At 50.5% G+C, this 22,178-nt stretch carries 18 protein-coding genes, 1 tRNA gene and 1 pseudogene; 13 read left to right on the top strand and 7 right to left on the bottom strand.

What is annotated here, in order from left to right; translation table 11 throughout:
* Positions 1–170: 170 nt before the first annotated feature.
* On the bottom strand, positions 171–515 hold the full coding sequence (locus TX85_RS16790; RefSeq protein ID WP_044480687.1) for a helix-turn-helix domain-containing protein: 345 nt from the start codon (positions 513–515) through the stop codon (positions 171–173).
* 167 nt (positions 516–682) lie between these two features.
* On the opposite strand from TX85_RS16790, the gene TX85_RS16785 reads away from it, so the two are divergent.
* The gene (locus TX85_RS16785) at positions 683–2,113 is read left to right on the top strand and encodes a helix-turn-helix domain-containing protein (RefSeq protein ID WP_044480686.1); all 1,431 of its coding nucleotides are present in this window, start codon (positions 683–685) and stop codon (positions 2,111–2,113) included.
* Positions 2,114–2,296: 183 nt separating this feature from the next.
* On the opposite strand, the gene TX85_RS16780 is transcribed toward TX85_RS16785, so the two are convergent.
* The 3 genes from TX85_RS16780 to TX85_RS16770 are packed head-to-tail and all read right to left on the bottom strand — an operon-like array spanning position 2,297 to position 5,063.
* Positions 2,297–2,917 carry a SurA N-terminal domain-containing protein gene (locus TX85_RS16780; RefSeq protein ID WP_044480685.1) on the bottom strand — a complete coding sequence of 207 codons (621 nt, stop codon included), beginning with the start codon at positions 2,915–2,917 and terminating at the stop codon, positions 2,297–2,299.
* A gap of 5 nt (positions 2,918–2,922) precedes the next feature.
* A complete protein-coding gene (locus TX85_RS16775) occupies positions 2,923–4,386 on the bottom strand; it encodes a sensor histidine kinase (protein WP_044480684.1) in 1,464 nt (487 codons plus the stop codon).
* Positions 4,383–5,063, bottom strand: a complete 681-nt coding sequence (locus tag TX85_RS16770; RefSeq protein WP_044480900.1) for a response regulator transcription factor — start codon at positions 5,061–5,063, stop codon at positions 4,383–4,385. Before TX85_RS16770 ends, TX85_RS16775 begins: the two co-directional genes overlap by 4 nt.
* A gap of 241 nt (positions 5,064–5,304) precedes the next feature.
* Between TX85_RS16770 and TX85_RS16765 the strand changes: the two are divergent.
* The 12 genes and pseudogenes from TX85_RS16765 to TX85_RS27655 all read left to right on the top strand — a co-directional run bounded on the left by TX85_RS16765 (position 5,305) and on the right by TX85_RS27655 (position 18,019).
* A pseudogene (locus tag TX85_RS16765) lies at positions 5,305–6,575 on the top strand (DUF438 domain-containing protein).
* Between the two features lie 229 nt (positions 6,576–6,804).
* On the top strand, positions 6,805–7,749 hold the full coding sequence (locus TX85_RS16760; RefSeq protein WP_044480683.1) for an ROK family glucokinase: 945 nt from the start codon (positions 6,805–6,807) through the stop codon (positions 7,747–7,749).
* 166 nt (positions 7,750–7,915) lie between these two features.
* Positions 7,916–8,809 carry an RNase adapter RapZ gene (rapZ, locus tag TX85_RS16755; protein WP_044480682.1) on the top strand — a complete coding sequence of 298 codons (894 nt, stop codon included), beginning with the start codon at positions 7,916–7,918 and terminating at the stop codon, positions 8,807–8,809.
* A gap of 75 nt (positions 8,810–8,884) precedes the next feature.
* Positions 8,885–9,829: a gluconeogenesis factor YvcK family protein gene (locus TX85_RS16750; protein ID WP_044480899.1), complete on the top strand. Its 945-nt coding sequence runs from the start codon at positions 8,885–8,887 to the stop codon at positions 9,827–9,829.
* A gap of 5 nt (positions 9,830–9,834) precedes the next feature.
* On the top strand, positions 9,835–10,764 hold the full coding sequence (gene whiA, locus TX85_RS16745) for a DNA-binding protein WhiA (RefSeq protein WP_044480681.1): 930 nt from the start codon (positions 9,835–9,837) through the stop codon (positions 10,762–10,764).
* 115 nt (positions 10,765–10,879) lie between these two features.
* On the top strand, positions 10,880–11,149 hold the full coding sequence (locus TX85_RS16740; RefSeq protein ID WP_044480680.1) for an HPr family phosphocarrier protein: 270 nt from the start codon (positions 10,880–10,882) through the stop codon (positions 11,147–11,149).
* A gap of 163 nt (positions 11,150–11,312) precedes the next feature.
* Positions 11,313–12,074 carry an SIMPL domain-containing protein gene (locus TX85_RS16735; protein WP_044480679.1) on the top strand — a complete coding sequence of 254 codons (762 nt, stop codon included), beginning with the start codon at positions 11,313–11,315 and terminating at the stop codon, positions 12,072–12,074.
* Positions 12,075–12,320: 246 nt separating this feature from the next.
* On the top strand, positions 12,321–13,289 hold the full coding sequence (locus TX85_RS16730; protein ID WP_044480677.1) for an ABC transporter ATP-binding protein: 969 nt from the start codon (positions 12,321–12,323) through the stop codon (positions 13,287–13,289).
* Complete coding sequence (locus TX85_RS16725; protein ID WP_044480675.1) at positions 13,286–14,140, top strand: ABC transporter permease; 855 nt, start codon at positions 13,286–13,288, stop codon at positions 14,138–14,140. Before TX85_RS16730 ends, TX85_RS16725 begins: the two co-directional genes overlap by 4 nt.
* Positions 14,140–14,952: an ABC transporter permease gene (locus tag TX85_RS16720; RefSeq protein ID WP_044480674.1), complete on the top strand. Its 813-nt coding sequence runs from the start codon at positions 14,140–14,142 to the stop codon at positions 14,950–14,952. Before TX85_RS16725 ends, TX85_RS16720 begins: the two co-directional genes overlap by 1 nt.
* Positions 14,953–15,144: 192 nt before the next feature.
* Entirely contained in the window at positions 15,145–16,191 is a 1,047-nt protein-coding gene (locus tag TX85_RS16715) for an ABC transporter substrate-binding protein (protein WP_044480672.1), read from the top strand.
* Positions 16,192–16,870: 679 nt separating this feature from the next.
* On the top strand, positions 16,871–18,019 hold the full coding sequence (locus TX85_RS27655) for a PdaC/SigV domain-containing protein (protein ID WP_049895013.1): 1,149 nt from the start codon (positions 16,871–16,873) through the stop codon (positions 18,017–18,019).
* Between the two features lie 291 nt (positions 18,020–18,310).
* Here TX85_RS27655 and ade read toward each other — a convergent pair whose 3' ends face one another.
* From ade to TX85_RS16695, 3 genes are all read right to left on the bottom strand, one after another.
* Positions 18,311–20,116 (bottom strand): adenine deaminase, encoded by a 1,806-nt coding sequence (gene ade / locus TX85_RS16705; protein ID WP_044480671.1) that lies wholly within the window; start codon positions 20,114–20,116, stop codon positions 18,311–18,313.
* 161 nt (positions 20,117–20,277) lie between these two features.
* Complete coding sequence (gene clpP / locus TX85_RS16700; protein WP_044480670.1) at positions 20,278–20,877, bottom strand: ATP-dependent Clp endopeptidase proteolytic subunit ClpP; 600 nt, start codon at positions 20,875–20,877, stop codon at positions 20,278–20,280.
* Between the two features lie 298 nt (positions 20,878–21,175).
* Positions 21,176–21,250 (bottom strand) — tRNA-Arg (locus TX85_RS16695).
* Positions 21,251–22,178 lie beyond the last annotated feature (928 nt).

The following is a 22,178-nucleotide window of genomic DNA, read 5'->3' as shown; positions in this document are numbered from 1 at the left end:
TTTTCACTAGAAGTCAGTTTTGGCGTTGGATGGAGAATGTAATGGAAAAAACTTCACTAAATCGTGAAGGGGCGGGAAAGGAAGCAGGCTCAGGCAACTATTAAGACTCTTAAGCAACTTCTAAGCAACTCTCAAGTAAAGGTTCCCTCAGATTTATCCTTTCTCCGTCCTCATTTAAATGCCCTTAAAACCTCTTGATTCACCCGCCGCAAGGTCTCAATCTGTTCCTCGGTCAATCCCTCTGTGCTCACAACAAAGTGATCGATGGCTTCCCAACGGGGCGAATCCTCTCGGATTTGCTCAGTATTGAAGTAGGCCACCTCGCGAAGCGAGACCTGCAGAGCTGCCAGCACTTTCTCCAAAGTATCAATGGTAAAGTTCCGTTCTCCCCGTTCAATAGCTCCGATATATCTATAGTCCAGACCGGATAAATCCGCCAAATTTTGTTGCGTGAGGCCCTTAGCATTTCGTATAGCCCGGATTCGATTTCCTAGAAAATTGCGCAATGCGGCCATTTCATCACCTCAATATAAGCTTAGGTGACTTGGAAAATATTATGCAGGGCACCAAATTTAGTTTTTTATATACAAAATACTATTTATACGTAGTATAATGAAGGGGGAAGTAGGGAAATATGGAAATTTAGTCTTGGCAGTTTTGTATATATCAAGGAGGGGCTTCCATGGAACCTGAACCTACGGTTAGTCAGCAGCTAAAGGAGTACCTGAGCGTGACAGGGATGACTTTGAAGCAGTTCTCTGATATTTGCGGAATTAATGCAGGGACCCTCAGCGCGATGCTAAATGAACAACGCCGGATTTCCATGCACAATTTAGATCGTTTAACGAGGGGTATGGGCTTAGCAGAGGGCTCTCTTTATGAAGCCTACCTGAAAGGCTGCCTGCTCAACTCGCCTCCGGACTGGAGACGGATGGGGCCATTTATCCATCGTTGCGCCGAGCTAGACAAGCTGGATTGCCTTGAACGCCTTGTTCATGCTTTGGCTGATCATTTGGCCTATATTCCTCTTTTATTTGATATGGCAGAATTGCTCTGGAATGAGGGGAAGATGGATGCTGCCGCTGTGTTATATTTGTGCGTTGCACAATGTGAGAAGTATCAGCACTCCGAACGATTGGCGCTGAGCCGATATCGACTATTTACCATTGAGCTTGGCAATGATCAGGAGAGTAATTTGCGTGCCGCAGCCTGGTTCGAGGAATATGTTGATCGTCTGGACGAGTCAAATCAGCTGGATGCGCTTAAGGATTTGGCTGATGTATATGCGTCGTTGCATCGTTGGGATCGGGTTCAGTTTTTTGCCGAGAAGTTAGAGCATAAATCTTTAATACAGTATCGTCATCGTCTGAAGCGCAAGCGTAAGGAGGCAGTGGAGGACGGGCCATCCAGAGAGCTGTTGTTTTACCTGCTTTATGCCTATTTACTAATGGCTAATGTCTGTGATGCTTACCAGGAGTATGATAAGGCTTTACAGTATGTGAATTTATATAGCAATGTGAAGCTCCTGGGAGTCGAGAAGTTAAGTGAGGCAGAGCAGCAAGTAGTGCGGCAGTTTCGGCAGTGGGGGGATGGCAATGCCTATTTGTACCGCCTGATGTCGGGTGAGGTTGAGATATTAGCGAATTACGCAGAATATGTCGTGCATCGTGCGGAGGAGAGAATCCCGGCCATGTATCGCATTTTACAGGCAGCGAATCGGTTTGGCTTAAATGTGGATCATCTACTTGAACCCCGCAGAATAAATCTGTTGTTTGAGAAACGAAGCTCTCTTCTGGGAATCTATAATGCGCAAATTGTTGCGAATCAATATATTCGGTATCTTTCCGAGCTGTCGCTTTATCATTTGAGAGCCCAGCGGTATGAAACGGGGTTTCGGTATTTGCTTGAGGGCTTGGAATGGGCCATGCGTTATAACCATGAGTCCATGTTGATCCAGTGTGTTCGACTATTTGAACAATATAGGCAAGAGGCATCTGAAAGTCGACGCGAGCAATACAAAAATTTGATATGCGGGGTGAAAAAGGATGAAGAGACGAAGCTTCTTGTTGATGAGCGCGTTCAGCTTGGCAGTAGCTGTTGGACTGCTGGCTGATTCGGGCATCATTAAACCGTTGATTCATGGGCTGGGAGGCTAGGCCCGGGGAATTCTGTTTTTCTTGGAAAGCTGCGAGGTGAAAAGAACATCAAAAACACCCTTCTGAATATCAGGAGGGTGTTTTTGGTTTTCGTGGGTAGATGCCCGGAGAATGAGCAGGTGAGAAATAGCAGCACCTTTTCAATGTTCTCCGAAGGTATCTTTATATTGTTCAAGTAGATGAATCTGCAATTTTTCAAAGTCTTGGATATTAGAAATCTCCTCTTTTTCCATTAGATCCTTAAATAATTTATCTATATAAAGAACACTTTCATATTCTTTATGCACGAAGTCACTTTTCCAAAAATCCTCCTCAGAAAGCCCCGTTAATTTAATTCTTTGCTTCATTATTTCTTGAATAAGGGCTTGATTTTCAATATCTAAATTACTACTGTTAAGGATGCTTTTCTCCCGATTTACAACTTCAATAATTTCATCTTCATCAACAGTAATACCTGAATTTCTGGCATACTGTACTGAAAGTCGCTTTTTCAGCATTTCATCGACTAATTCTTGATCAGATGGGATACCGGTTTGAAATGAGAAATTGCCTTCCGCTTCATTTAATTGGTTTATGAGCTTGATATTTGCTTTATAGAATTCGAATTCGGATTCACTTATTTCAATATCTCCCGCCATAGTAATCAGCCTTTTTTGTTCACTCGCGCCTGTATTTTTATCGGTAGCTGAGGCATATAAAGATGAACTAACAGCTAAAAGCAATACTATAAAGGAGATTATAAATAATCTTTTTCTGGTCATTTTCACTACCTCCCTATATTAATTATATCATGTGAAATAACCACCCGTGTCCCATTCTCGTATACCGCTTGACGCACCAATCCCATTTCCCGGAGCAGCAGGTCTACGACCTGGAGGCCGAGCCCTGCCCCCTTTGCGGGCGACTCCGCGCTCATACCGGGTCCATGATCGGTGATCACGAGTGCAGTCTTACCAGCTTCGCCAAGGAGGACTGAAATACCGATGTAGCCCCCGGATCGGGCATGCCGAATCGTGTTTTGGAACAAATTGTCGAGCACTCTTCGGAAGCCTTGCTCATCGATACGCCAGATCAGCGGCTCCTCCGGCAGTTCTATGTGGATTTCCATGCCTGCCTTTTCCCATAGCGGATACCAGGCTGCCGCACTCATTCGCACAATGCGCAGCACATCCAGCTCCTCAGGCTTCATGGAGTATCTTCCGCTGGTAAGCAGGTTATAAGAGAGCAGGTGGTCGATCAGACCGCCAAGATCATTGATCTTCCCCTCCATCAGCTCAAGCGTTTCCTTCCCTGCAGGAGACAAAGGCTCCTTGCGGAAGGAATATAACTGTCCGCCTAAGACGGTAAGCGGGGTTCTCAGATCATGTGACAGGTTGCTGATCAGGTTTTTCCGCAGTGCTTCTTCCTCTTGCTCCTTCCGGCGGCTGTCATGCAGCACATCTACCATATGATTGAACGCCTGCTCCAGCCGGCCGATCTCATCCGGCCGCCCTTCGATAATCCGTGCAGGCAGACCGTCCTTCCCGGTGACCGTCATCCCGAACTCGAGCAAGCGCAGCCGCTTCTGAATATCGCGGAAGAACCAGTAGGCGAGAAGCAGGAAGAGTCCGAAAATCACCATGAAGAAATACATACCATAGAACCGGCCGTCATTATTGTTGGAAGACGGAGTATGGTTCATATATTTTCTTGGTAATTCCAACACCATAAAACCTTCATCCGTCGGCTGTTCGCCGCCTCCAATAATGGCAACCGTCGTAAATGGATCGGAATCAAGGGCTTGCTTCATATAAGCAACCACTTTTTCCGTGGACCAGTATTCAGGCACCTCAGAGGCTTGAGGCAGCTTCAATTGAGTCTGGCCGTCGGAGTCGACCCAGAACAGAGTGGCCTCGGGATATTTCTCATGAATCCTTTGCAGTACCTGGTCCTTATCGGCAGAGGATTTTCCTTGCAGTGCCAGTGCTTCCTGATGCCACATTCGTTCAATTGCTATCCCGGAGCCGTAACTGGGCAGCTCTGTTTCGGCTGATTCCTTCTGGGGCGAATGAAACAGCAGGCTGCTGATGGCCAAGGAGGCTAAAAAGGTCAGGGGAAGCACGATCGGGAGCAGGACCATGGCAATGACGACAATAATCACAAATCGGGAGAGCAGTGAATTTCGAAAGCGAGGGCCTTTTCTGAATCCGGAAGATGCTTGCTTATAGCTTGGTATTTGTTTCTTCCTCATGACTTCACCCGGTATCCGATACCGCGGATCGTCTCAATAATAGAAGGTTCCGCCGGATTGATCTCCAGCTTCTCGCGGAGGTGACGGATGTGAACCATCAGCGTCTTGTCCCCATCCAGATACGGTTCGCCCCAGACCGCCTCGTAGATCTGCTCCTTGGTCAGGATTTGACCGAGATGGCGAAGCAGGAAGTGAAAAATGTAGAACTGCTTGCCGGTCAGCACGACTTCCTCTCCAGTAGGTTCAACAACAATCCGGTTCTCCCGTTCAAAGATCAGCAGATGACCCAGACGCAGCGGTTCATTCTCAAGGGCAACCGTACCGCCCCGGCGAAGCAGAACCTCCAGCCTGGCAGCCAGCTCGTCCGGGTGGAAGGGCTTGGTCAGATAATCATCGGCGAATTCCAGTCCCTGGAGCTTATCGTCGATGGAAGTCCGGGCAGAGAGCATCAGGATGGGCAGGCTCGGGTATTGCTTCTTCAGCCGCTGTCCCACCGTGAACCCGTCCAGCCCGGGCAGCATGACATCAAGGATCGCCAGACGGCAGTCCTTTGCTTCCTCGACCGCCTGTTCGCCGCTGGTTAGCCAGGTCACGCGGTACCCGCGCTCCTTGAGGTCCGCACAGACCCATTCCCCAATCTCGCGATCATCTTCAATATATAGCACTTGCGTTTGCACCTTATTCACGATCAACCATTCCTTTCGAACCCTATTGTTGCAAATTTCAGGGAAAAAGAAAACCGCCCAAAGTCCAGGACGAGAAACCGTCAAACAATCGGGATTTGTTTTGTGATTCCAGTCACAAAATCTCTAGTCGGCCTATGATACGTTCTAAGCATGAGAACCATTCTCAACGACACATTCGAAAAGGGAATAACGACTACGACATTATAGATTAATAGTTGAAGGAGGAACAAGCATGAGCGAATTTATCAATAATCGTGAGCATCAGGCTCAGGAGCAGACGCACAGACAAGAAATGCTCAAGGAGATCATCAAGGAGCTGCATCAAGGGAAGAGCGTAGAGGAAGTAAAGGCACGCTTTGAGGAAGCTGTCGGTGATGTAACCGTATCGGAGATCTCTGCGCTGGAGCATGCTTTAATGGAAGAAGAGGGGATTCCGGTCAGTGAGGTGCAGCGGCTTTGTTCCGTGCATACCGCTATTTTCAAAGGATCCATTGAAGATATCATGCTACCCGTTCTGTGAAGCCGGAGGAGCAGCCCGGACATCCGGTGTATACCTTCAAGCTGGAGAACAGAGAAATTGAGAAGCTGACCAACTTCAAAATTCGCCTGCACCTGGATAAGCTCCGCAAAGAGGATACAGACGAGATCCGATACAAGCTGCTGGAGGATCTGAGCCTGCTGCTTGATCTTGATAAGCACTACAGCCGGAAGGAAAATCTGCTGTTCCCTTATTTGGAGAAGTACGGAATTTTCGGTCCGACCAAGGTCATGTGGGGAGTGGATGACGGCATCCGCCTAATGATCAAAGAGGTCAAGGCCAAGCTGGTTCCCGGGCAAGGCGACCAAGAGACGCTCTGCATGGATCTGGAGCGGGTTATTCAAGAAGTGAACGAGATGATATTTAAGGAAGAACATATTTTGCTGCCGATGGCGCTGGAGAAGCTGACTGAGGATGAGTGGTTGAAAATTGCCCAGGAGAGTGAGCAAATCGGCTTCTGTCTGACGGCTCCCGACAAGGAATGGATTCCGGAACGTGTTCCGCTTCCTGCCGAGGCAGCAGCGGAGACAGCTGAAGGAGAGGAAGAGCAAGCTACACCGCAAGGCTTCGTACGGTTCGAGACAGGTACGGTGTCTGTGGCTCAATTGGAGGGCATTATGAACCATCTGCCGGTTGACCTGACGTTTATCGATGAGAACGATGTTGTCCGGTATTTCTCCCACGGCAAGGAACGGATCTTCGCCCGGACGAAGGCGGTGATCGGCCGGACCGTGCAGAACTGCCATCCTCCGCAAAGCGTGCACATCGTTGAGCAGCTGCTGGCTGATTTCAAATCCGGAAAGAAAGATGTTGAGGACTTCTGGATCCCGTTCAAAGACAAGTTCGTCTATATCCGCTACTTCGCTGTAAGAGCAGAGGACGGAACTTACATGGGCACCCTCGAATTCACTCAGAACATTGCTCCGATTCGTGCGCTGGAAGGACAGAAACGGATCATGTCATAAGGAAATTGTACGGCTCCCGCGGGAACTGCTCATGGTCATCGAGCGGTCTACGCGGGTGCTTTTTTTCAGAGGCTATGATGCATGTCATACTCCCCGTAATCCCTTGACCTTCCTGCATTTCCAGACGCAGTCCACTTCTCTTGACCGAATGTAAGGGTTCGCTTATAGTGGGTACGTAGGAGTATGGAATAGATTGATTTTAATTAATTTTATAAAGGTGGCTTGTGAAATGTCTGAAAAAATTTACATTGGCGTGGATCTTGGCGGCACAGCGATCAAGGTCGGCATCTGCAGTGAGGAAGGACAATTGCTTCATACGTATGAAGGACCTACGGAAAAGGAGAAGGGTCCGGATACCGTGGTGGGCAATATTGAGAAATACGTCCGGCTCGTAGTCGAGCAATCTCCGTTCGAATGGGATCAGGTTGCCGGAGTAGGTGCCGGAGTAGCCGGCTTCACCAATGTAAAGGAAGGCATTATTATCCTTGCGCCCAATGTTGGACTCAAGGATCTGCACATTCGCGAAATTCTTGAGGGACGCCTTGGCAAGCCGGTTAAGATCGACAATGATGCTAATGTAGCAGCCTTGGGCGAAGCTTGGGGCGGCGCAGGCAAGGGTGTCGAGAACTGCGTATGCTATACGCTTGGAACCGGCGTTGGCGGCGGTATTATTATTAACGGGAAAATCTATCAAGGCTTCTCTGGTATGGCGGGCGAGCTGGGACACGTATCGGTTGTCCCGGACCTGGAGGCGATTCAGTGCGGCTGCGGGAAGATGGGCTGCCTGGAGACAGTCTCCTCGGCAACCGGTATTATCAAGATGGCCAAGGATGCAGTAGCTCGAGGCGAACGTACTTCGCTAGCCCAAGTGGAGAACATTATGGCGAAGGATGTATTTGATGCAGCGAAGTTGGGTGATGAAGCGGCGATTCGAATCGTTAACCGTGCGGCATTCTATCTCGGTAAATCGATGGCGGCTACAGCGGTCATTCTGAATCCGGAGCTGTTTATCATCGGCGGCGGTGTTTCCTATGCGGGAGATATTCTGTTCGATGAGATCCGCAGCGTATTTGCCAAGCTGACACCGGAGCCCGTGCAAAAAGGCCTGCGAATCGTGCCTGCTACTTTGGGCAATGATGCGGGTACGGTCGGCGCAGCCGGCTTGTTCTTGTAATAATTCAGCATTCCTGTTTCTACCGAAAATAACCAATAAGAGAAATCTGTGAGCAACAGCGATCGTAGGGACACCTCTACTCGCAACGGTATCTCCAAGGCAAATCTAATTTAGGTAAATTTATATAGACCAGGAATTTCTGGGGGAATTGTTAGGAGGGAGCAGAATGCCTAAAAAAGAGGAAGCTTCTGTCGCGAATCTGATCATTATTACCGGGATGTCCGGGGCAGGCAAATCGGTTGCCGTAAAAAGTCTGGAGGATCTCGGCTTTTTCTGCGTCGATAATTTGCCGCCGGTTCTGATCCCCAAATTCGCCGAGCTCATTGAACAGTCGAAGGGTAGAATTGCCAAGGTAGCGCTGGTCATCGACTTGCGGGGCCGGGAGTTTTTCACTGCGCTGTCGGAATCGCTGAATTATATCAAGGATCATTTCACGATCAAGAGTGATATTCTGTTCCTGGATGCAACGGATGCTGTCCTGGTGCAGCGCTACAAGGAGAGCCGCCGTCGCCACCCCCTTGCGCCGGACGGGATGCCGTTAGACGGGATCAAGCTGGAGCGTAAAATGCTGGATGAGCTAAGAATGTCGGCAAATCAAGTCATCGACACGAGCAACATGAAGCCGGCCCAGCTGAAGGAGAAGATCATTTCCCGCTTTTCCCACTTAGAAAGCAATCACCTGTCTGTGAATATCACTTCCTTTGGCTTTAAATACGGAATACCGATTGATGCCGATTTGGTATTCGATGTCCGATTCCTGCCGAACCCTCATTATATTGACCAGCTTCGTCCACACACGGGACAAGACAGCGATGTATATGATTATGTTATGAAGTGGCCGGAAACCCAGGAGTTTCTGACCAAGCTGCTTGATATGCTCCATTTCTTGCTGCCCCAGTATCATAAAGAGGGCAAGAGCCAGGTCATTATCGGAATCGGCTGTACCGGCGGCAAGCATCGTTCAGTCGCCATCGCCGAGTATCTGGGCCGAATGCTTGGAGCGAGCGAGACCGAATCCGTTCGCGTCAGCCATCGGGATGAGGGCCGGGACCGGAATTAGTTGCTGCTCAGAAAGACAGAGGTGAGTTTGGTGATCCATCGGATCAAGAATGAAAGAGTGCCGCGGATTGTCGTGATGGGCGGGGGAACCGGCTTGTCAGTCATGCTGCGAGGGTTGAAAGAGAAGCCGCTCGACATTACGGCTATTGTTACCGTTGCCGATGACGGAGGGAGCTCCGGTATTCTCCGCAGCGAGCTGCAAATGCCGCCGCCCGGAGACATCCGCAACGTATTGACAGCATTGGCCGATGTGGAACCGCTGTTATCGGATATGCTCAGTTATCGCTTTTCGAATGGTTCCGGCTTGGCCGGCCACAGTCTTGGCAATCTGATTCTTGCTGCGATCACGGATATCTCCGGAGATTTCGTGACAGCAGTCCGGGAACTGAGCCGGGTGTTCGCTGTTCGCGGGCGGGTTCTGCCGGCCGCAGGTCAGGCTGTGATCTTGAAGGCGGAAATGGAGGACGGCTCGATTGTGACGGGGGAATCGAAGATTCCTGAAGCAGGCGGCAAGATCAGCAGGATCTTCATTGAGCCGGAAGAAGTGGAGCCGCTTCCTGAAGCCGTCGAGGCGATTCGTGAAGCGGATGCCATACTGATCGGTCCGGGAAGCCTTTATACCAGCATTATTCCAAATCTGCTCGTGCCCAAGCTGGCCGAAGCCGTTCTGGAGAATGAAAATGCCATTAAAATATTTGTCTGCAATGTTATGACCCAGCCCGGGGAGACCGATAATTATACGGTAAGCGATCATTTAGAGGCGATTTACAAGCATGTAGGGCATCATTTGTTTGATTATGTCATTGTGAATGACGGTGAAATTCCGGCTCAGGTACAGGACTTCTACGCCGAGAAGGGCGCCAAGCCCGTCCAGGTGGATTGGGATGTCGTGACCGGCAGGGGCTACAAGATGATCGCCGATACGTTGGTCCTGTTCCGCCGTTACCTGCGGCATGACGCTGACAAGCTGAGTCAACACATTTATCAGCTGGTGCAAGACTGGATTAGCAGAAAGAGGTGAATCCGTTGTCGTTTGCGGCGCAAACCAAAAAAGAACTGACCATGATCGAAGCTGACGCTTGCTGTGAACAAGCGGAGCTCTCCGCGCTGATCCGGATGAACGGGTCGGTACAGCTGACGAACAAGAAGGTCGTGCTCGATATCTCTACGGAGAACGCTGCGATAGCAAGGCGGATCTATTCTCTCCTGAAGAAGCATTTTCAGGTGCATACCGAGCTCTTGGTCCGTAAGAAAATGCGGCTCAAGAAAAATAATGTATATATCGTGAGAATACCTGCCCGTGTTCAGGAAATCCTAAAAGAGCTGCACATTGTCTCCGAAGGCTTTGTCTTTACGCCGGGGATTCATGAAGAGCTCACCCGGAAAAATTGCTGCAAGCGCGCATACCTGCGGGGAGCGTTCCTTGCCGGCGGCTCGGTCAACAATCCGGAAGGCTCCTCATACCATCTGGAAATTTCGTCGATGTACGAAGAGCATTGCCAAGCCCTCGTGACCCTGGCCAATGAATTTCATCTGAACGCGCGCTGCATTGAGCGGAAGAAGGGCTTTATTTTTTACATCAAGGAAGGCGAAAAGATTATCGAGCTGCTGAACATTATCGGAGCGCATCAAGCACTGTTCAAGTTTGAGGATGTACGAATTATGCGGGATATGCGCAACTCGGTCAACCGCATCGTCAATTGCGAGACCGCCAACCTGAACAAGACGATTGGGGCGGCCGTCCGGCAGATCGATAATATCAAGCTGCTGCAGAAGGAAATGGGCTTGGAAAATCTGCCCGATAAGCTGCGTGAGGTGGCTGAAATTCGTCTGGCGCATCCGGATATGAACCTGAAGGAAGTCGGAGAGATGTTAAAAAACCCGGTAAGCAAGTCCGGCGTCAATCATCGACTGCGAAAAATCGACGAGCTGGCGGAAAAAATCCGGGGCAGTTAAAGTTGTTTTCGGTTTTGCTAGTGTGCCGATGTCGGTGTATGATATAATGGATTTAATTATAAATGTTCACAAATGGTGGACACGTGGTGGATCAAGTATTAGGGGGTAAGGATAGATGGTAAGAAACCCGGTAACCGTTCGTCTTAAGACGGGGCTTCATGCCCGGCCGGCAGCGCTTTTTGTTCAGGAAGCCAACAAATATTCTTCTGAGATTTTTGTTGAGAAGGATGATAAAAAAGTGAATGCCAAAAGTATCATGGGAATTATGAGCCTTGCGATCAGCACGGGCACCGAGATTTACATAAGCGCAGAGGGTGCGGATGCCGAGCAGGCCGCAAGCGCTTTAATCAATCTTGTCAGCAAGGAAGAGCTTGAGAATCAATAAAATCCTTTAGACGGTTATGACCCGGGTAAAGGGACGAGAATGGGAATGGATCGGAATTTACGATTCATTCCCATTTTTTTTGTTTGCCTGCAACTATCAATCTCTTTTTTGCGTTAAGAAGATAAAATCACCAATATTATGAAGGAAAATGGAGGTCATTGGAATGAATAAATGGGTCAAGTCTGTTAGTGCATTTGCAATCGCCGGCACATTGTTGACTGGAGCGGCTCTGCTGACCAATACAGCAGGTCCGGCACAGCAGGTCCAGGCTGCAGAGGGTGATGTATTGCGCAATGTCGTTAATGTTGCGGGATCAGGAGAGCTGTCCGTCAAGCCAGATATTGTCACGCTTACGATTGGCGTAGAGACGGAAGCCGCAACCGCGAAGGAAGCACAGAGCGCCAACAGCGCCAAAATGGCAAAAATCCAAAGCGTTCTGAAGGATACCTGGAAGGTCGATGCCAAGGATCTTCAAACCGGACAATTCTATGTACAGCCGAACTATAGCTATTCTGAAAAGGAAGGCCAGAAAGTGAAGGGCTATACAGCGTATCATTCATTGAACGTTACTTACCGTGATCTGACCAAGGTTGGACAGCTGCTGGACGCCGCTTCGGAGGCCGGAGCAAACCGGATTTCCGATGTACGCTTCAGTACGGAAAACACCGATCAATATCAGGAGCAAGTGATTGACAAGGCGATGAGCAATGCCAAGCTCAAGGCCTCCGCCATTGCGAAGTCGGCTGGCCGTTCGCTGGGCGTGGTCGTTAATGTAACCTTGTCCGGCGGAGGCGAGACTCCGGTCTATATGCAAAATGAAATGCTGATGAGCAAAGCCGCAGCCGATACCGGCGGCTCCACCTCGCTTGAAGCTGGTGAAGTGACGCTGAAGGCGAACGTCAGTGTTACTTATGAATTGAAATAACAGCATGACGGTTTAGACACACCCGGAAATGGCGAGCTTGGATTCGCTGTTTCCGGGTGTTGTCATGTGGTGGTTTCTTCCTATTATAGGCGCCCGGAACAGGATTCAATGAAAGGGTATTGTATCCTCCGCCAAAACAAGGTATAGTGAATATGCAAAAAAATGAATCGATCGACCTGAAAAGCCATACCAATGGATATGGCTTTTTTTTCTTAAAGACACCCTATTGAAGGAGTTGATGCTACGATGATTGAATTGTCCGGCGTTGAGAAGCAATTTGCGGGACAAGTCGTTGTGCATCCGCTTTCGCTCACCATTAAGGAAGGGGAATTCCTAACCTTGCTGGGCCCGAGCGGCTGCGGCAAGACGACGATTTTGCGCATGATTGCCGGATTCGAGCAACCGACCAGCGGACAGATTCTGCTGGATGGCACCGATCTGACAAGCCTTCCGCCCAATCGCCGGGACCTGAACCTGGTATTTCAGCACTATGCCTTGTTTCCCCATATGACCGTTGAAGATAATATTGCATTCGGCCTGAAGATGAAGAAGCTGCCGCCCAAGGAGCAGCGTAAGCGTATTGATGAAGCTGTAGCTATGACTCAGCTTACCGCACTGGTAAAGCGATATCCGCACCAGCTATCCGGCGGACAACAGCAGCGGGTTGCGATTGCCCGCGCTATTGCCAACAAGCCCAAGGTGCTGCTGTTGGACGAGCCGCTTGGTGCGCTTGACCTGCAGCTTCGCAAAAACCTGCAATCCGAGCTCAAGCATCTGCAACGGAGTCTCGGGATCACGTTCGTCTATGTGACCCACGATCAAGAGGAAGCGATGATGCTGTCCGACCGGATTGTCATTATGAATAGTGGAAAAGTCGAGCAGATCGGCACGCCGCGCGAGATTTATGCCACGCCAAAGACCTTGTTTTCCGCTACATTTGTGGGAGAGAATAACATTTTCTCGCTGGATGGGCGGCTGTTTGCCGTGCGTCCCGAGAAGCTATCGGTCGAGCGGAACCCGGAGGGCTGCAAGCGCGTCGGTGAAGTGATGGATGTGCTCTATCTGGGCAGCATTCACAAGCTGATCGTACAGCTGGAGGACGAGCCGATGACCGTATCCATTATTCTGGACATTTCTGATGAGCGCCCATGGACGATCGGCGAGAAGGTAGGCGTGAATTGGAAGACCGGGGATGAGGTGGTAATCGGACCATGAGACGGTGGAGATCTGGCCTGGGGCTGCTGCCGGTCCTGTTCTGGCTGAGCTTGTTTCTCGTTGTTCCGATGCTGATTGTTGTCGTGATCTCCTTTATGGGCCGCGATGAATTGGGTAATGTCGTATTTACATTCCAGGCCAGCAGCTATGCTACCTTTTTTGATTCGCTGTACCTGGGTATTTACTGGGATACCATCGTATTATCTGTGGTAACGACGGTTCTGTGTTTGCTGTTCAGCTACCCGCTGGCCTACTACATTGCCAATGCCGGGCCGCGGATGCAGACATGGGGGCTTGCGTTAATCACGATTCCGTTCTGGATCAACTTTCTGATCCGGACCTATGCCTGGGTGCTGTTGCTGCGGACGCAGGGCGTGGTGAATAATCTGTTGATTCAATTCGGATGGATCCATGAGCCTCTGCAGCTGCTATATACTAAGGGAGCCGTATTGTTGGGGATGGTGTATACCTTTATTCCGTTCATGGTGCTCCCGATCTACGTGGCGCTCGAACAAATGGACAAGCGGCTGCTGGAGGCGGCAGACGACTTGGGTGCGACCAGATGGAAATCGTTCTGGCATATCACCTTGCCGCAGACCAAGTCGGGCATCATGACGGGCTCCGTGCTTGTCTATGTGTCCACCAGCGGCATGTTCGTAGTCACCGATATTCTTGGCGGAGCCAAGTCGGCGATGATCAGTAACATCATTCAGAGCCAGTTCTTAGGTGCACGCAACTGGCCGTTCGGTGCGGCGCTCTCCGTCATCTTTGTGATTACCTCGCTGGTGCTGATTGCCCTGTTCAACAGGGCGATGACATCCAGGCATCTCGCTGCAAAGGAGGGACGCTGATGCATACGAAGCGAAAAAACCATCCGCTGCTGGGAATTCACTCCCTGCTGGTGATGATCTTCATCTATGTGCCGATCGGCTTTATCATTGCCTATTCTTTCAACAGCTCGCGTCTGGCTGCCGATTGGAGCGGATTTACGCTGGATTGGTACGTTTCCCTGTTCCACAACCGGCGGGTGATGGAGGCGCTGGGCAATACGTTAACGGTTGCAATAGCTGCTACGGTAGTATCCACCTTGCTGGGCACGCTGGCTGCATTGTCGATCGGTAAAGTAGGACGCAAGACCAAGGCCGGAATGGGCGGACTGCTGTATTTGCCGATTATTATTCCGGATATCATTATGGGCTTGTCCCTGCTGGTGCTATTCACGCAATTCCATATTCCGCTTGGGAAGCTGACGATCATTATCGCGCATATTACATTCTGTATCTCGTATGTCTATGTGATTGTCTCGACGCGCCTTGCGGGTATGGGCGGGCAGTTAGAGGAAGCGGCGCAGGATCTGGGCGCGAACGCTTGGCAAACCTTCCGGCATGTGACGCTGCCGCAGATTACGCCGGGGATCATTTCCGGGGCTTTGATCGCTTTCACCATGTCCCTGGATGATTTCATGGTCAGCTTCTTTGTCAGCGGTCCGAGCTCCACGACACTGCCGATTTACATTTACGGACAAGTCAAACGGGGTATTTCCCCGGAAATTAACGCCTTGTGTACCCTATTGATTCTTGTGAGTGTTACCTTGATTTTCTTGGCTCAATTTGTATTAAATAGAGGTAAAGGCCAGAAAAAACAATCGGTGCTTCCGTTTTAAGGGCACGCTATAACTATATAAACTGCGTAGAAAGGGCATAAGAGTGAAGGGCTAAAAGCTTTCTTACAGAAAGCTGCTTCGAAAGCATAAAGCGTAAGCCCATGCCCATTTAAAAATGTACTGGCAAAGAAGTAAATGCTCTTTCTCAGAGCACTTACGGACTTCATTTGCGGAAAGAGAGGAGATCCTAAATTGAAAAAAATGAAATGGGCCGGCATCGTGCTGGCTGCTGGACTGGCACTGTCCGTATTGTCGGGCTGCGGCGGTTCTTCCAAGGAAACATTGAACATCTACAGCTGGGCGGACAACTTTGACGCCGATGTGCTGGCGGCATTTGAACAGGAATTCGACGTCAGAATCAACTATGATGTATTTGCGAACAACGAGGACCTGCTGGCGAAGATTAACGCCGGCGGCAGCGGCTATGACCTGATTCAGCCGTCCGATTATATGGTGGCAACGATGATTAAGCAGGATTTGCTGGCACCGATCAACAAAGACAACATTCCGAACTTTGAATATGTTTCTGATTCGTATAAGGATCCTTCTTATGATCCGGGGAACCAGTATTCTATCGTCTATACTTCAGGTGTAACGGGGATTGCCTACAACACCAAGTATGTGAAGGATGAGATCGACAGCTGGGAAGACCTCTGGAATCCGGAATATGAAGGTAAAGTATTGCTGCTGGACGACAACCGGGAAGTGATCGGAATGGCACTCAAAAAGGCAGGACACTCCAACAGTTCTACGGAGGAATCCGAGATTACTGCAGCGGTTGACGATCTGAAGGCCCTGCTTCCAAGCGTGCTGGCTTTTGATACAGACAACATTAAGCAAAAGATGATTCAGGAAGAAGGCTGGATCGGAACGGTTTGGTCCGGCGACGCTTCTTATATCGCGAAGGATAACCCGGATGTCGCATTCGTGGTGCCTAAGGAAGGCGGAACGATCTGGTCCGATAACTATGCGATTCCAAAGGGTGCTAAAAATCAGGAGCTGGCGGAGAAGTTCATCAACTTCATGCTGGATCCGGAGAACAGTGCCAAGAACTATGAATCAATCGGTTACAGTGACCCGAACACCAAGGCACAGGAGTTCCACAGCGAGGAGTACAACAATGACAAGATGATCAATCTGTCGGAGGATGAGTTGTCCCGCACGGAATGGCTTGGCGATGTTGGCGACAAGCTGCAGCTTTACGACCGCTTCTGGACGGAGCTGAAGAGCGGACGCTAACAGAACTAAAGATAAGTGATAAGAGAGTGATATGTCCCTGTTGCAGGCTGCAGCGCGGGTATATCACTCTTTTTAATTGTCGGGGACAGCAAGGAGACGTTAGCGATATAGGGATAAGCCTAAAGGAAGAGAAGGCAAATACAAGAGAGCAGGAGTAAGAGCAAGAGTAAGAGTGAGAGCAAGAGTGAGAGCAAGAGCAAGAGTGAGAGTGAGAGTAAGAGCAGGCAGTATTAAAGAGTAACGTGTTCGGCGGCTGGAGGGGTAGCCTTTCTAGCTGGCTGAGGCATTCATATACTACTAGAACCCAAGGACTCCGAGCGAATAGGTGCATTTATACACCTATTTCTGGTTATTCAAGCTCAATAAGAGGATTTAGTTGCTCGAAACACACTTAGAATCGTCGTTCGATCCAAAACGCAGTGAAGCAAGGTGGAATAGCTGTAATTTGGGCAACTAATTGTACCGGATGATAGGTTAACTGGAGGAATAAATACTTTTTGTACAACTATTTTGGAGGCAGATGAAACGATGGTAAGATAGAATGCTGGAGAGTAAGGGGAAGCGGTATGCAGCGTACGATAGCGTAGCGTCCCTCTTGCGCAATTTTGGAGGGTAGGAGCATGATTTGATAGCCGATGGGAGATAATTGGGGTAACTCCAAGAAGAGGTGATCAGGATCATGAAGAAATGGATAGTCATCACAGGTTCGCTGCTGCTGGCGGCGAGCGTGCTGAACACAGGCGCACTCGCGGCAACGGCGGATAACCTTCAGACTGCGGCTGTGACAGGATCAAAGCTTGCAGGATATGAATCGAATATGGTTACGCTGACCCAGGCTCCGGCTCAGACACAGCAGCAAACCCCCAAGCTCAATCCGGGGCAGGCCGTCAAGCTAACCGTCAAGGATAAGGCTGTACGCTGGCAAGGCCGGCAGGGAGAAGAGGATGTGCTGGTTCCCTTGGAATTTATTCAGAAGAGTCTGAAAATTCCAGTGAAGCATGATCCGTCCGCTGGTGTGTACACGCTGACCCGCCGTCATGTAGTGGTGGAGCTTAAGCCGGGAGAGAATGGCGCCGAGGCGGTGGTGAACGGCAGCAAACAGCTTCTGCCCTATGAATGGAAGGTGATCGACGGCAAGCCATATGTATCGGTGAATGTGGTAGTCGACCACCTGGGGGTAACGTCGAATTGGAATCAAGCCAAAGATGCGTTGAACCTGGTTCCGCATAAGCTGAATGATGTCAAGATCACTACCCAGCGGCTGGAAAAGGTCATTCCGGAAGCCTCGATCAAGGTAGAGTATCCTCAAATCAGCGGTTTGCGCAATAAGACGGCTGAAACTTCGATCAATGCGCTGCTGCAGGAACGAGCGAATTCTTTTGTAGAGCGGGCGCTTAAGGAAACCAAGGAGAATCAGCCATCTCCGAACGGCAGCCCTTACGAATATCTGGGGAATTATACGGTGACCTTTAACCGGGGAGGACTGCTGAGCATTCTGGAGCAGACCTATGCTTATACAGGAGGGGCGCACGGAATCAGCGTGCGGGAAGGGTTGACCTTCCGCCTGAGTGACGGCAAGCTGCTGACGCTGGATGAGGTGCTGCGGAAGAATCCTGATTTCCGGAAAATCGTCGACCCGTCGATCGCCAAGCAGCTGAAGCAGATCGAGGGTTACTTTGGCGGCTTCAAGACGATCGGCAGCAACCCGGATTACTATTTGAAAAATAACGGGGTGGTCATCTTCTTCCAGCTCTATGACTACCTGCCGTATGCCTACGGGTTCCCGGAATTTTATTTCCCGTTCCCGGAGTTATACAAGTCGAATTAATAATTGTACGCGCTGGGGCAACGTGTGAAGTGTGCTTAAGATCGCTGTTGTTCACAGATTTCCATGATTAAATTAACCCATAGATGGGTAGAAATCCGTTCACAAAGGCGAACGCTGACGCTTCATCAGCACACTTCACCCTTATGTCCTTTCTGCGCAGCTACTTAGTTCAACTTATATCAGGTTAAATAAAACCGCAAAAGCCTCCCGCATGGCATCAGCGTCTCCTTGACGGAGATAGCCGATACAGCGGGAGGCTTCTTTATGGATTACTCTATGGAACTCTATGGATTACTCTGTCCCCAGCTCCAATGGAACGAGACGGAACTGGTCGACATCGGCGAGCCCGCGGTTGGTGATCCGCAGCTCGGGAATCACCGGCAGGGCGATCAGGGAGAAGGTCATGAACGGCGCGTTCAAGGTGCAGCCGAGCGTCTTCCAGGCCTGCTCCAGCTCCTGAACCTGCCGGGCGACGGTAGGGAGCGGCTGATCGGACATCAGGCCGGCAATGACCATCGGCACTGCCGCCAGCACCTGGCCGTCCAGCACGGCGATCATGCCGCCTCCGAGCTTCGCCAGCTCATTGGCGGCGAAGGCCATCTCCTCGTGGCTGGCGCCCATGACGAGGAGGTTGTGGCTGTCGTGGGCGACCGTCGACGCCACGGCACCGCGCTTAAGGCCGAAGCCTTGCGCGAAGGCCAACGAGATTTGACCGCTCCCATGGTGGCGGTCAATGCACGCGAGCGTGAGCACATCCTGCTCCACGCTCGGCTGGATGTACCCGCCCGCCACCTCGAGGCGGGCGGTTCCGCGTCCGGTTCGCGCGCTATTTTCAATCGCGCGAATGACGCGGACCTCGGTGCCGCCGCTGGCTGCGCCAAGCGTGCTCGGCACCGCGAAGTCGCCCGGTACCAGCGGCCGGGCGAGGCGTACCGAATCCCGTGCATGCGCCGGGTATTCGTACACCGGGAAGCCGGCGCGAAGCTCGCCGTCTTCCCACACGATCTCGCCGTCCGCAATGACCGTGGACGGCTCCATCCGGCCCAGATCGCCGATCAGCAGCACATCGGCGCATTTGCCGGGGGCGATGCCCCCGACATCACCGTCGACCCGGAAGTAACGGGCCGTATTGATCGAGCCCATCTGAATCGCCTTGACGGGATCTACGCCTTCTTCGATGGCCCGGCGTACGACATGATTCATATGGCCTTTCTCAATCAAGGTCTGCGGGTATACATCGTCCGTGATCAGCAGAACCTGGGCGGAATCCGCCCCGTCCTCTGTAACGACCTTGATCACTTCCTTGACATCATGCCAGGCAGAGCCTTCGCGCACCATCAGATACATGCCCAGCTCCAGCTTGCGCAGACCCTGTTCCCGGGTTACGGTCTCGTGACAGGACGATACTCCGGAGGCGATATAAGCTTGCAGCTCGGAATCTGAGTCACTAGGGAAATGCCCGGTCACGGTCTTGCCAGCGTTAATCGTAGCGGCAATTTCTCCAGCCATTTTTGGATCACCGTGCACGACGCCGGGGAAATTCATCACTTCGCCCAGTCCGGCCACGCCTTCCCAGGTCATACCCTCCTCAATGTCGGAGACATGCAAGCAGGCTCCGGCATCCTCCAGATCATCGGTGGAAGGAACACAAGACGGAAAGGTGGTGTAGACCTTCAGCGGCAGCTGCTGGCCCTCTTCGTGCATCCAGCGGACGCCCTCCGAGCCGAAGACGTTGGCAATCTCGTGCGGGTCCATAAATACCCCGGTCGTTCCTTTTGCCAAGGCAGCCTTGGCGAATTCCGTTACAGACAGCATGGTGCTCTCTACGTGCATGTGTCCATCCAGCAAGCCTGGAACGATGTATCTGCTCTTCGCATGGACGAGAACGGTATCAGGGCCGGCCAGATGAGCGGCTGAGCCGATATAGGCAATGCGGCCAGCCGCAATTGCCACATCTGTATGGGGCTGCAGCTTGCCCGTGTACACATTGACCAGCGTACCGTCCAGAATAATTAAATCTGCTTTTCTACTGCCGGTAGCAACCTCTGCCAGCACCCGGCTGACTTCTGGAAGCTTCTTTCTTCGGCTTGCACACATCCTGCTTCACTCCTTGAATTTTCAGTATTCAGAATATTTCGGAATGCTTCATATATTTTCATTATTTTTTCACTGATTGCCTTGAAATGCAAGCAAAAAGACTGCGCCCCCAGATCAAAAACAATCCGGGAACAGCAGTCCTGTAGTTGATTTTATAAAAATTACTTGTTGTCCGGCATCGGTGTCTTCTCGATAACACGATCGATCAGGCCGTAGTCCTTCGCTTCAGCAGCACTCATGAAATAGTCGCGGTCGGTATCCTTCTCGATCCGATCCAGCGGCTGTCCTGTCCGTTCAGCGAGGATCTTGTTCAGCTTGTCGCGCATCTTGAGAATCCGGCGGGCACGAATCTCAATATCCGTTGCCTGGCCTTCTGCTCCGCCGAGCGGCTGGTGAATCATAATTTCACTGTTCGGTAGCGCGTAACGCTTGCCTGGTGCGCCTGCATTCAGCAGGAAAGCGCCCATAGAAGCCGCGAGTCCTACGCAGATGGTAGATACATCGGACTTAATGAATTGCATCGTATCAAAAATGGCCATCCCAGCCGTAATGGAACCGCCAGGGCTATTAATGTACAGATGGATATCCTTTCCAGGGTCTTCCGCATCCAGAAACAGCATCTGTGCGATAATCGCGTTGGCCACAACATCATTTACCTGCGAACCGAGGAAAATGATCCGGTCTTTCAGCAGTCTGGAATAGATGTCATAAGCGCGTTCGCCCCGGTTACTTTGTTCAACGACCATAGGTATATAGCTCACCGAAAAAACCTCCCTGTTTTATCCAATAGTTTATAACTCCATGCTTCTCGAGTCTGCCAACTTTATAAGGGTTCGATCATTGGCACAAGGGTGGGCAATAGTATGAAAGGATAATTCATACGGTGACTCGACAATGTGCAAATGTTCCTCAACTCTATAAGAATTGACGGAATCGAGAAATATTAACCTCATCATAATCAATTTCAAACAGAAAGTCAAAGATAGTCAAACTCTGGGTAACAAAAAAGCCCAACCGGGCATTCAACCTGAAAAGCATTATGCATTGTAAAAGATAAAATGGCGCGCCCGCGAGGAATCGAACCTCGATCTCAGGCTCCGGAGGCCTACGTCATATCCATTGGACCACGGGCGCATGTTTTGAATAGCAGCTTTTTTAACGTGCAGAAATGATTATATGCCATCCACTAATAAATTGCAAGCTAAATTCCCGAAGCTGAAATCCCCGAAGCCTGTTGTTGTTCTGAGATCATACTGTGAGACACCGCGCGCTTGGATCCGGGGTCGGTGCGAAATGTACACATGCGTACTTCGCCGCATCTTGCAGAATCTGCTGAATAGCCAGCGGTGGTGCATACTTACATGAAAATGTGCAATAGCACAAAGGACAGTTAAACATCGGAGGGCGAGTTAGAGGGGCAGCCGTGTGAAATGTTCCTACAATCGCTGTTGTTCGCGGACTTCTATGATCGGACTAATTTCTCACAAGGGGGAAATCTGCTCACAAAGGCGAACGCTCCGAGTCTATGCTCCCGATGCAGCTTTCTTACAGAAAGATTTTATTTCAAAACCTTTCACACTCTTGCCCTAACTATCGCGCTTATTGAGTTCAACTGCACTGCTATTAACTTACCTCCTTGCGGCATTCAAGCAGGAGACTAAGCACGGCCTTGGGCTAAGCCCGAACGGCAGCCTGCGCGATAGCTTATGCACGACGTCAATGACCTGCCGCGCCTAAAGTTGCACCTCCGCCTCATGATAAATACGCCTTTGCACCGAAACTTTGCCTCTGCCTATCCTGCCAGTACTGAAGTTTTTCTCCAAAATTAACTTGTCCTACTGGCATTCCAATCTTGCTCCGAACTTCAATCGCCTACAAGACGATATGAGCAACTCATTCTTCTGCTCATGCACATCCGGTCGCGATTTAGTGAAATTACTTCCCTTAAAATCTTCATTCGACGCACGAACCCACTTTTAGTGAAAAAACTTACCTTAGATCGCCAGTAACTAGCCAAACCCGTGTTTTAGTCCACTTTAAGTACAAAAATTTCACTATATTT

Origin of the sequence: Paenibacillus antibioticophila, from assembly GCF_000455265.1 — a bacterium.
Taxonomy (GTDB): domain Bacteria; phylum Bacillota; class Bacilli; order Paenibacillales; family Paenibacillaceae; genus Fontibacillus; species Fontibacillus antibioticophila.
The sequence above is the reverse complement of the archived record's forward strand: the minus strand, read 5'-3'. Positions and strand labels throughout refer to the sequence as shown.

Excerpts from the sequence above, each read along its gene's own strand:
- TX85_RS16790 (WP_044480687.1), bottom strand. The coding sequence starts at position 515 with ATGGCCGCATTGCGCAATTTTCTAGGAAATCGAATCCGGGCTATACGA.
- TX85_RS16785 (WP_044480686.1), top strand. The coding sequence starts at position 683 with ATGGAACCTGAACCTACGGTTAGTCAGCAGCTAAAGGAGTACCTGAGC.
- TX85_RS16780 (WP_044480685.1), bottom strand. The coding sequence starts at position 2,917 with ATGACCAGAAAAAGATTATTTATAATCTCCTTTATAGTATTGCTTTTA.
- TX85_RS16775 (WP_044480684.1), bottom strand. The coding sequence starts at position 4,386 with ATGAGGAAGAAACAAATACCAAGCTATAAGCAAGCATCTTCCGGATTC.
- TX85_RS16760 (WP_044480683.1), top strand. The coding sequence starts at position 6,805 with ATGTCTGAAAAAATTTACATTGGCGTGGATCTTGGCGGCACAGCGATC.
- rapZ (WP_044480682.1), top strand. The coding sequence starts at position 7,916 with ATGCCTAAAAAAGAGGAAGCTTCTGTCGCGAATCTGATCATTATTACC.
- TX85_RS16750 (WP_044480899.1), top strand. The coding sequence starts at position 8,885 with ATGGGCGGGGGAACCGGCTTGTCAGTCATGCTGCGAGGGTTGAAAGAG.
- TX85_RS16740 (WP_044480680.1), top strand. The coding sequence starts at position 10,880 with ATGGTAAGAAACCCGGTAACCGTTCGTCTTAAGACGGGGCTTCATGCC.
- TX85_RS16735 (WP_044480679.1), top strand. The coding sequence starts at position 11,313 with ATGAATAAATGGGTCAAGTCTGTTAGTGCATTTGCAATCGCCGGCACA.
- TX85_RS16730 (WP_044480677.1), top strand. The coding sequence starts at position 12,321 with ATGATTGAATTGTCCGGCGTTGAGAAGCAATTTGCGGGACAAGTCGTT.
- TX85_RS16725 (WP_044480675.1), top strand. The coding sequence starts at position 13,286 with ATGAGACGGTGGAGATCTGGCCTGGGGCTGCTGCCGGTCCTGTTCTGG.
- TX85_RS16720 (WP_044480674.1), top strand. The coding sequence starts at position 14,140 with ATGCATACGAAGCGAAAAAACCATCCGCTGCTGGGAATTCACTCCCTG.
- TX85_RS27655 (WP_049895013.1), top strand. The coding sequence starts at position 16,871 with ATGAAGAAATGGATAGTCATCACAGGTTCGCTGCTGCTGGCGGCGAGC.
- ade (WP_044480671.1), bottom strand. The coding sequence starts at position 20,116 with ATGTGTGCAAGCCGAAGAAAGAAGCTTCCAGAAGTCAGCCGGGTGCTG.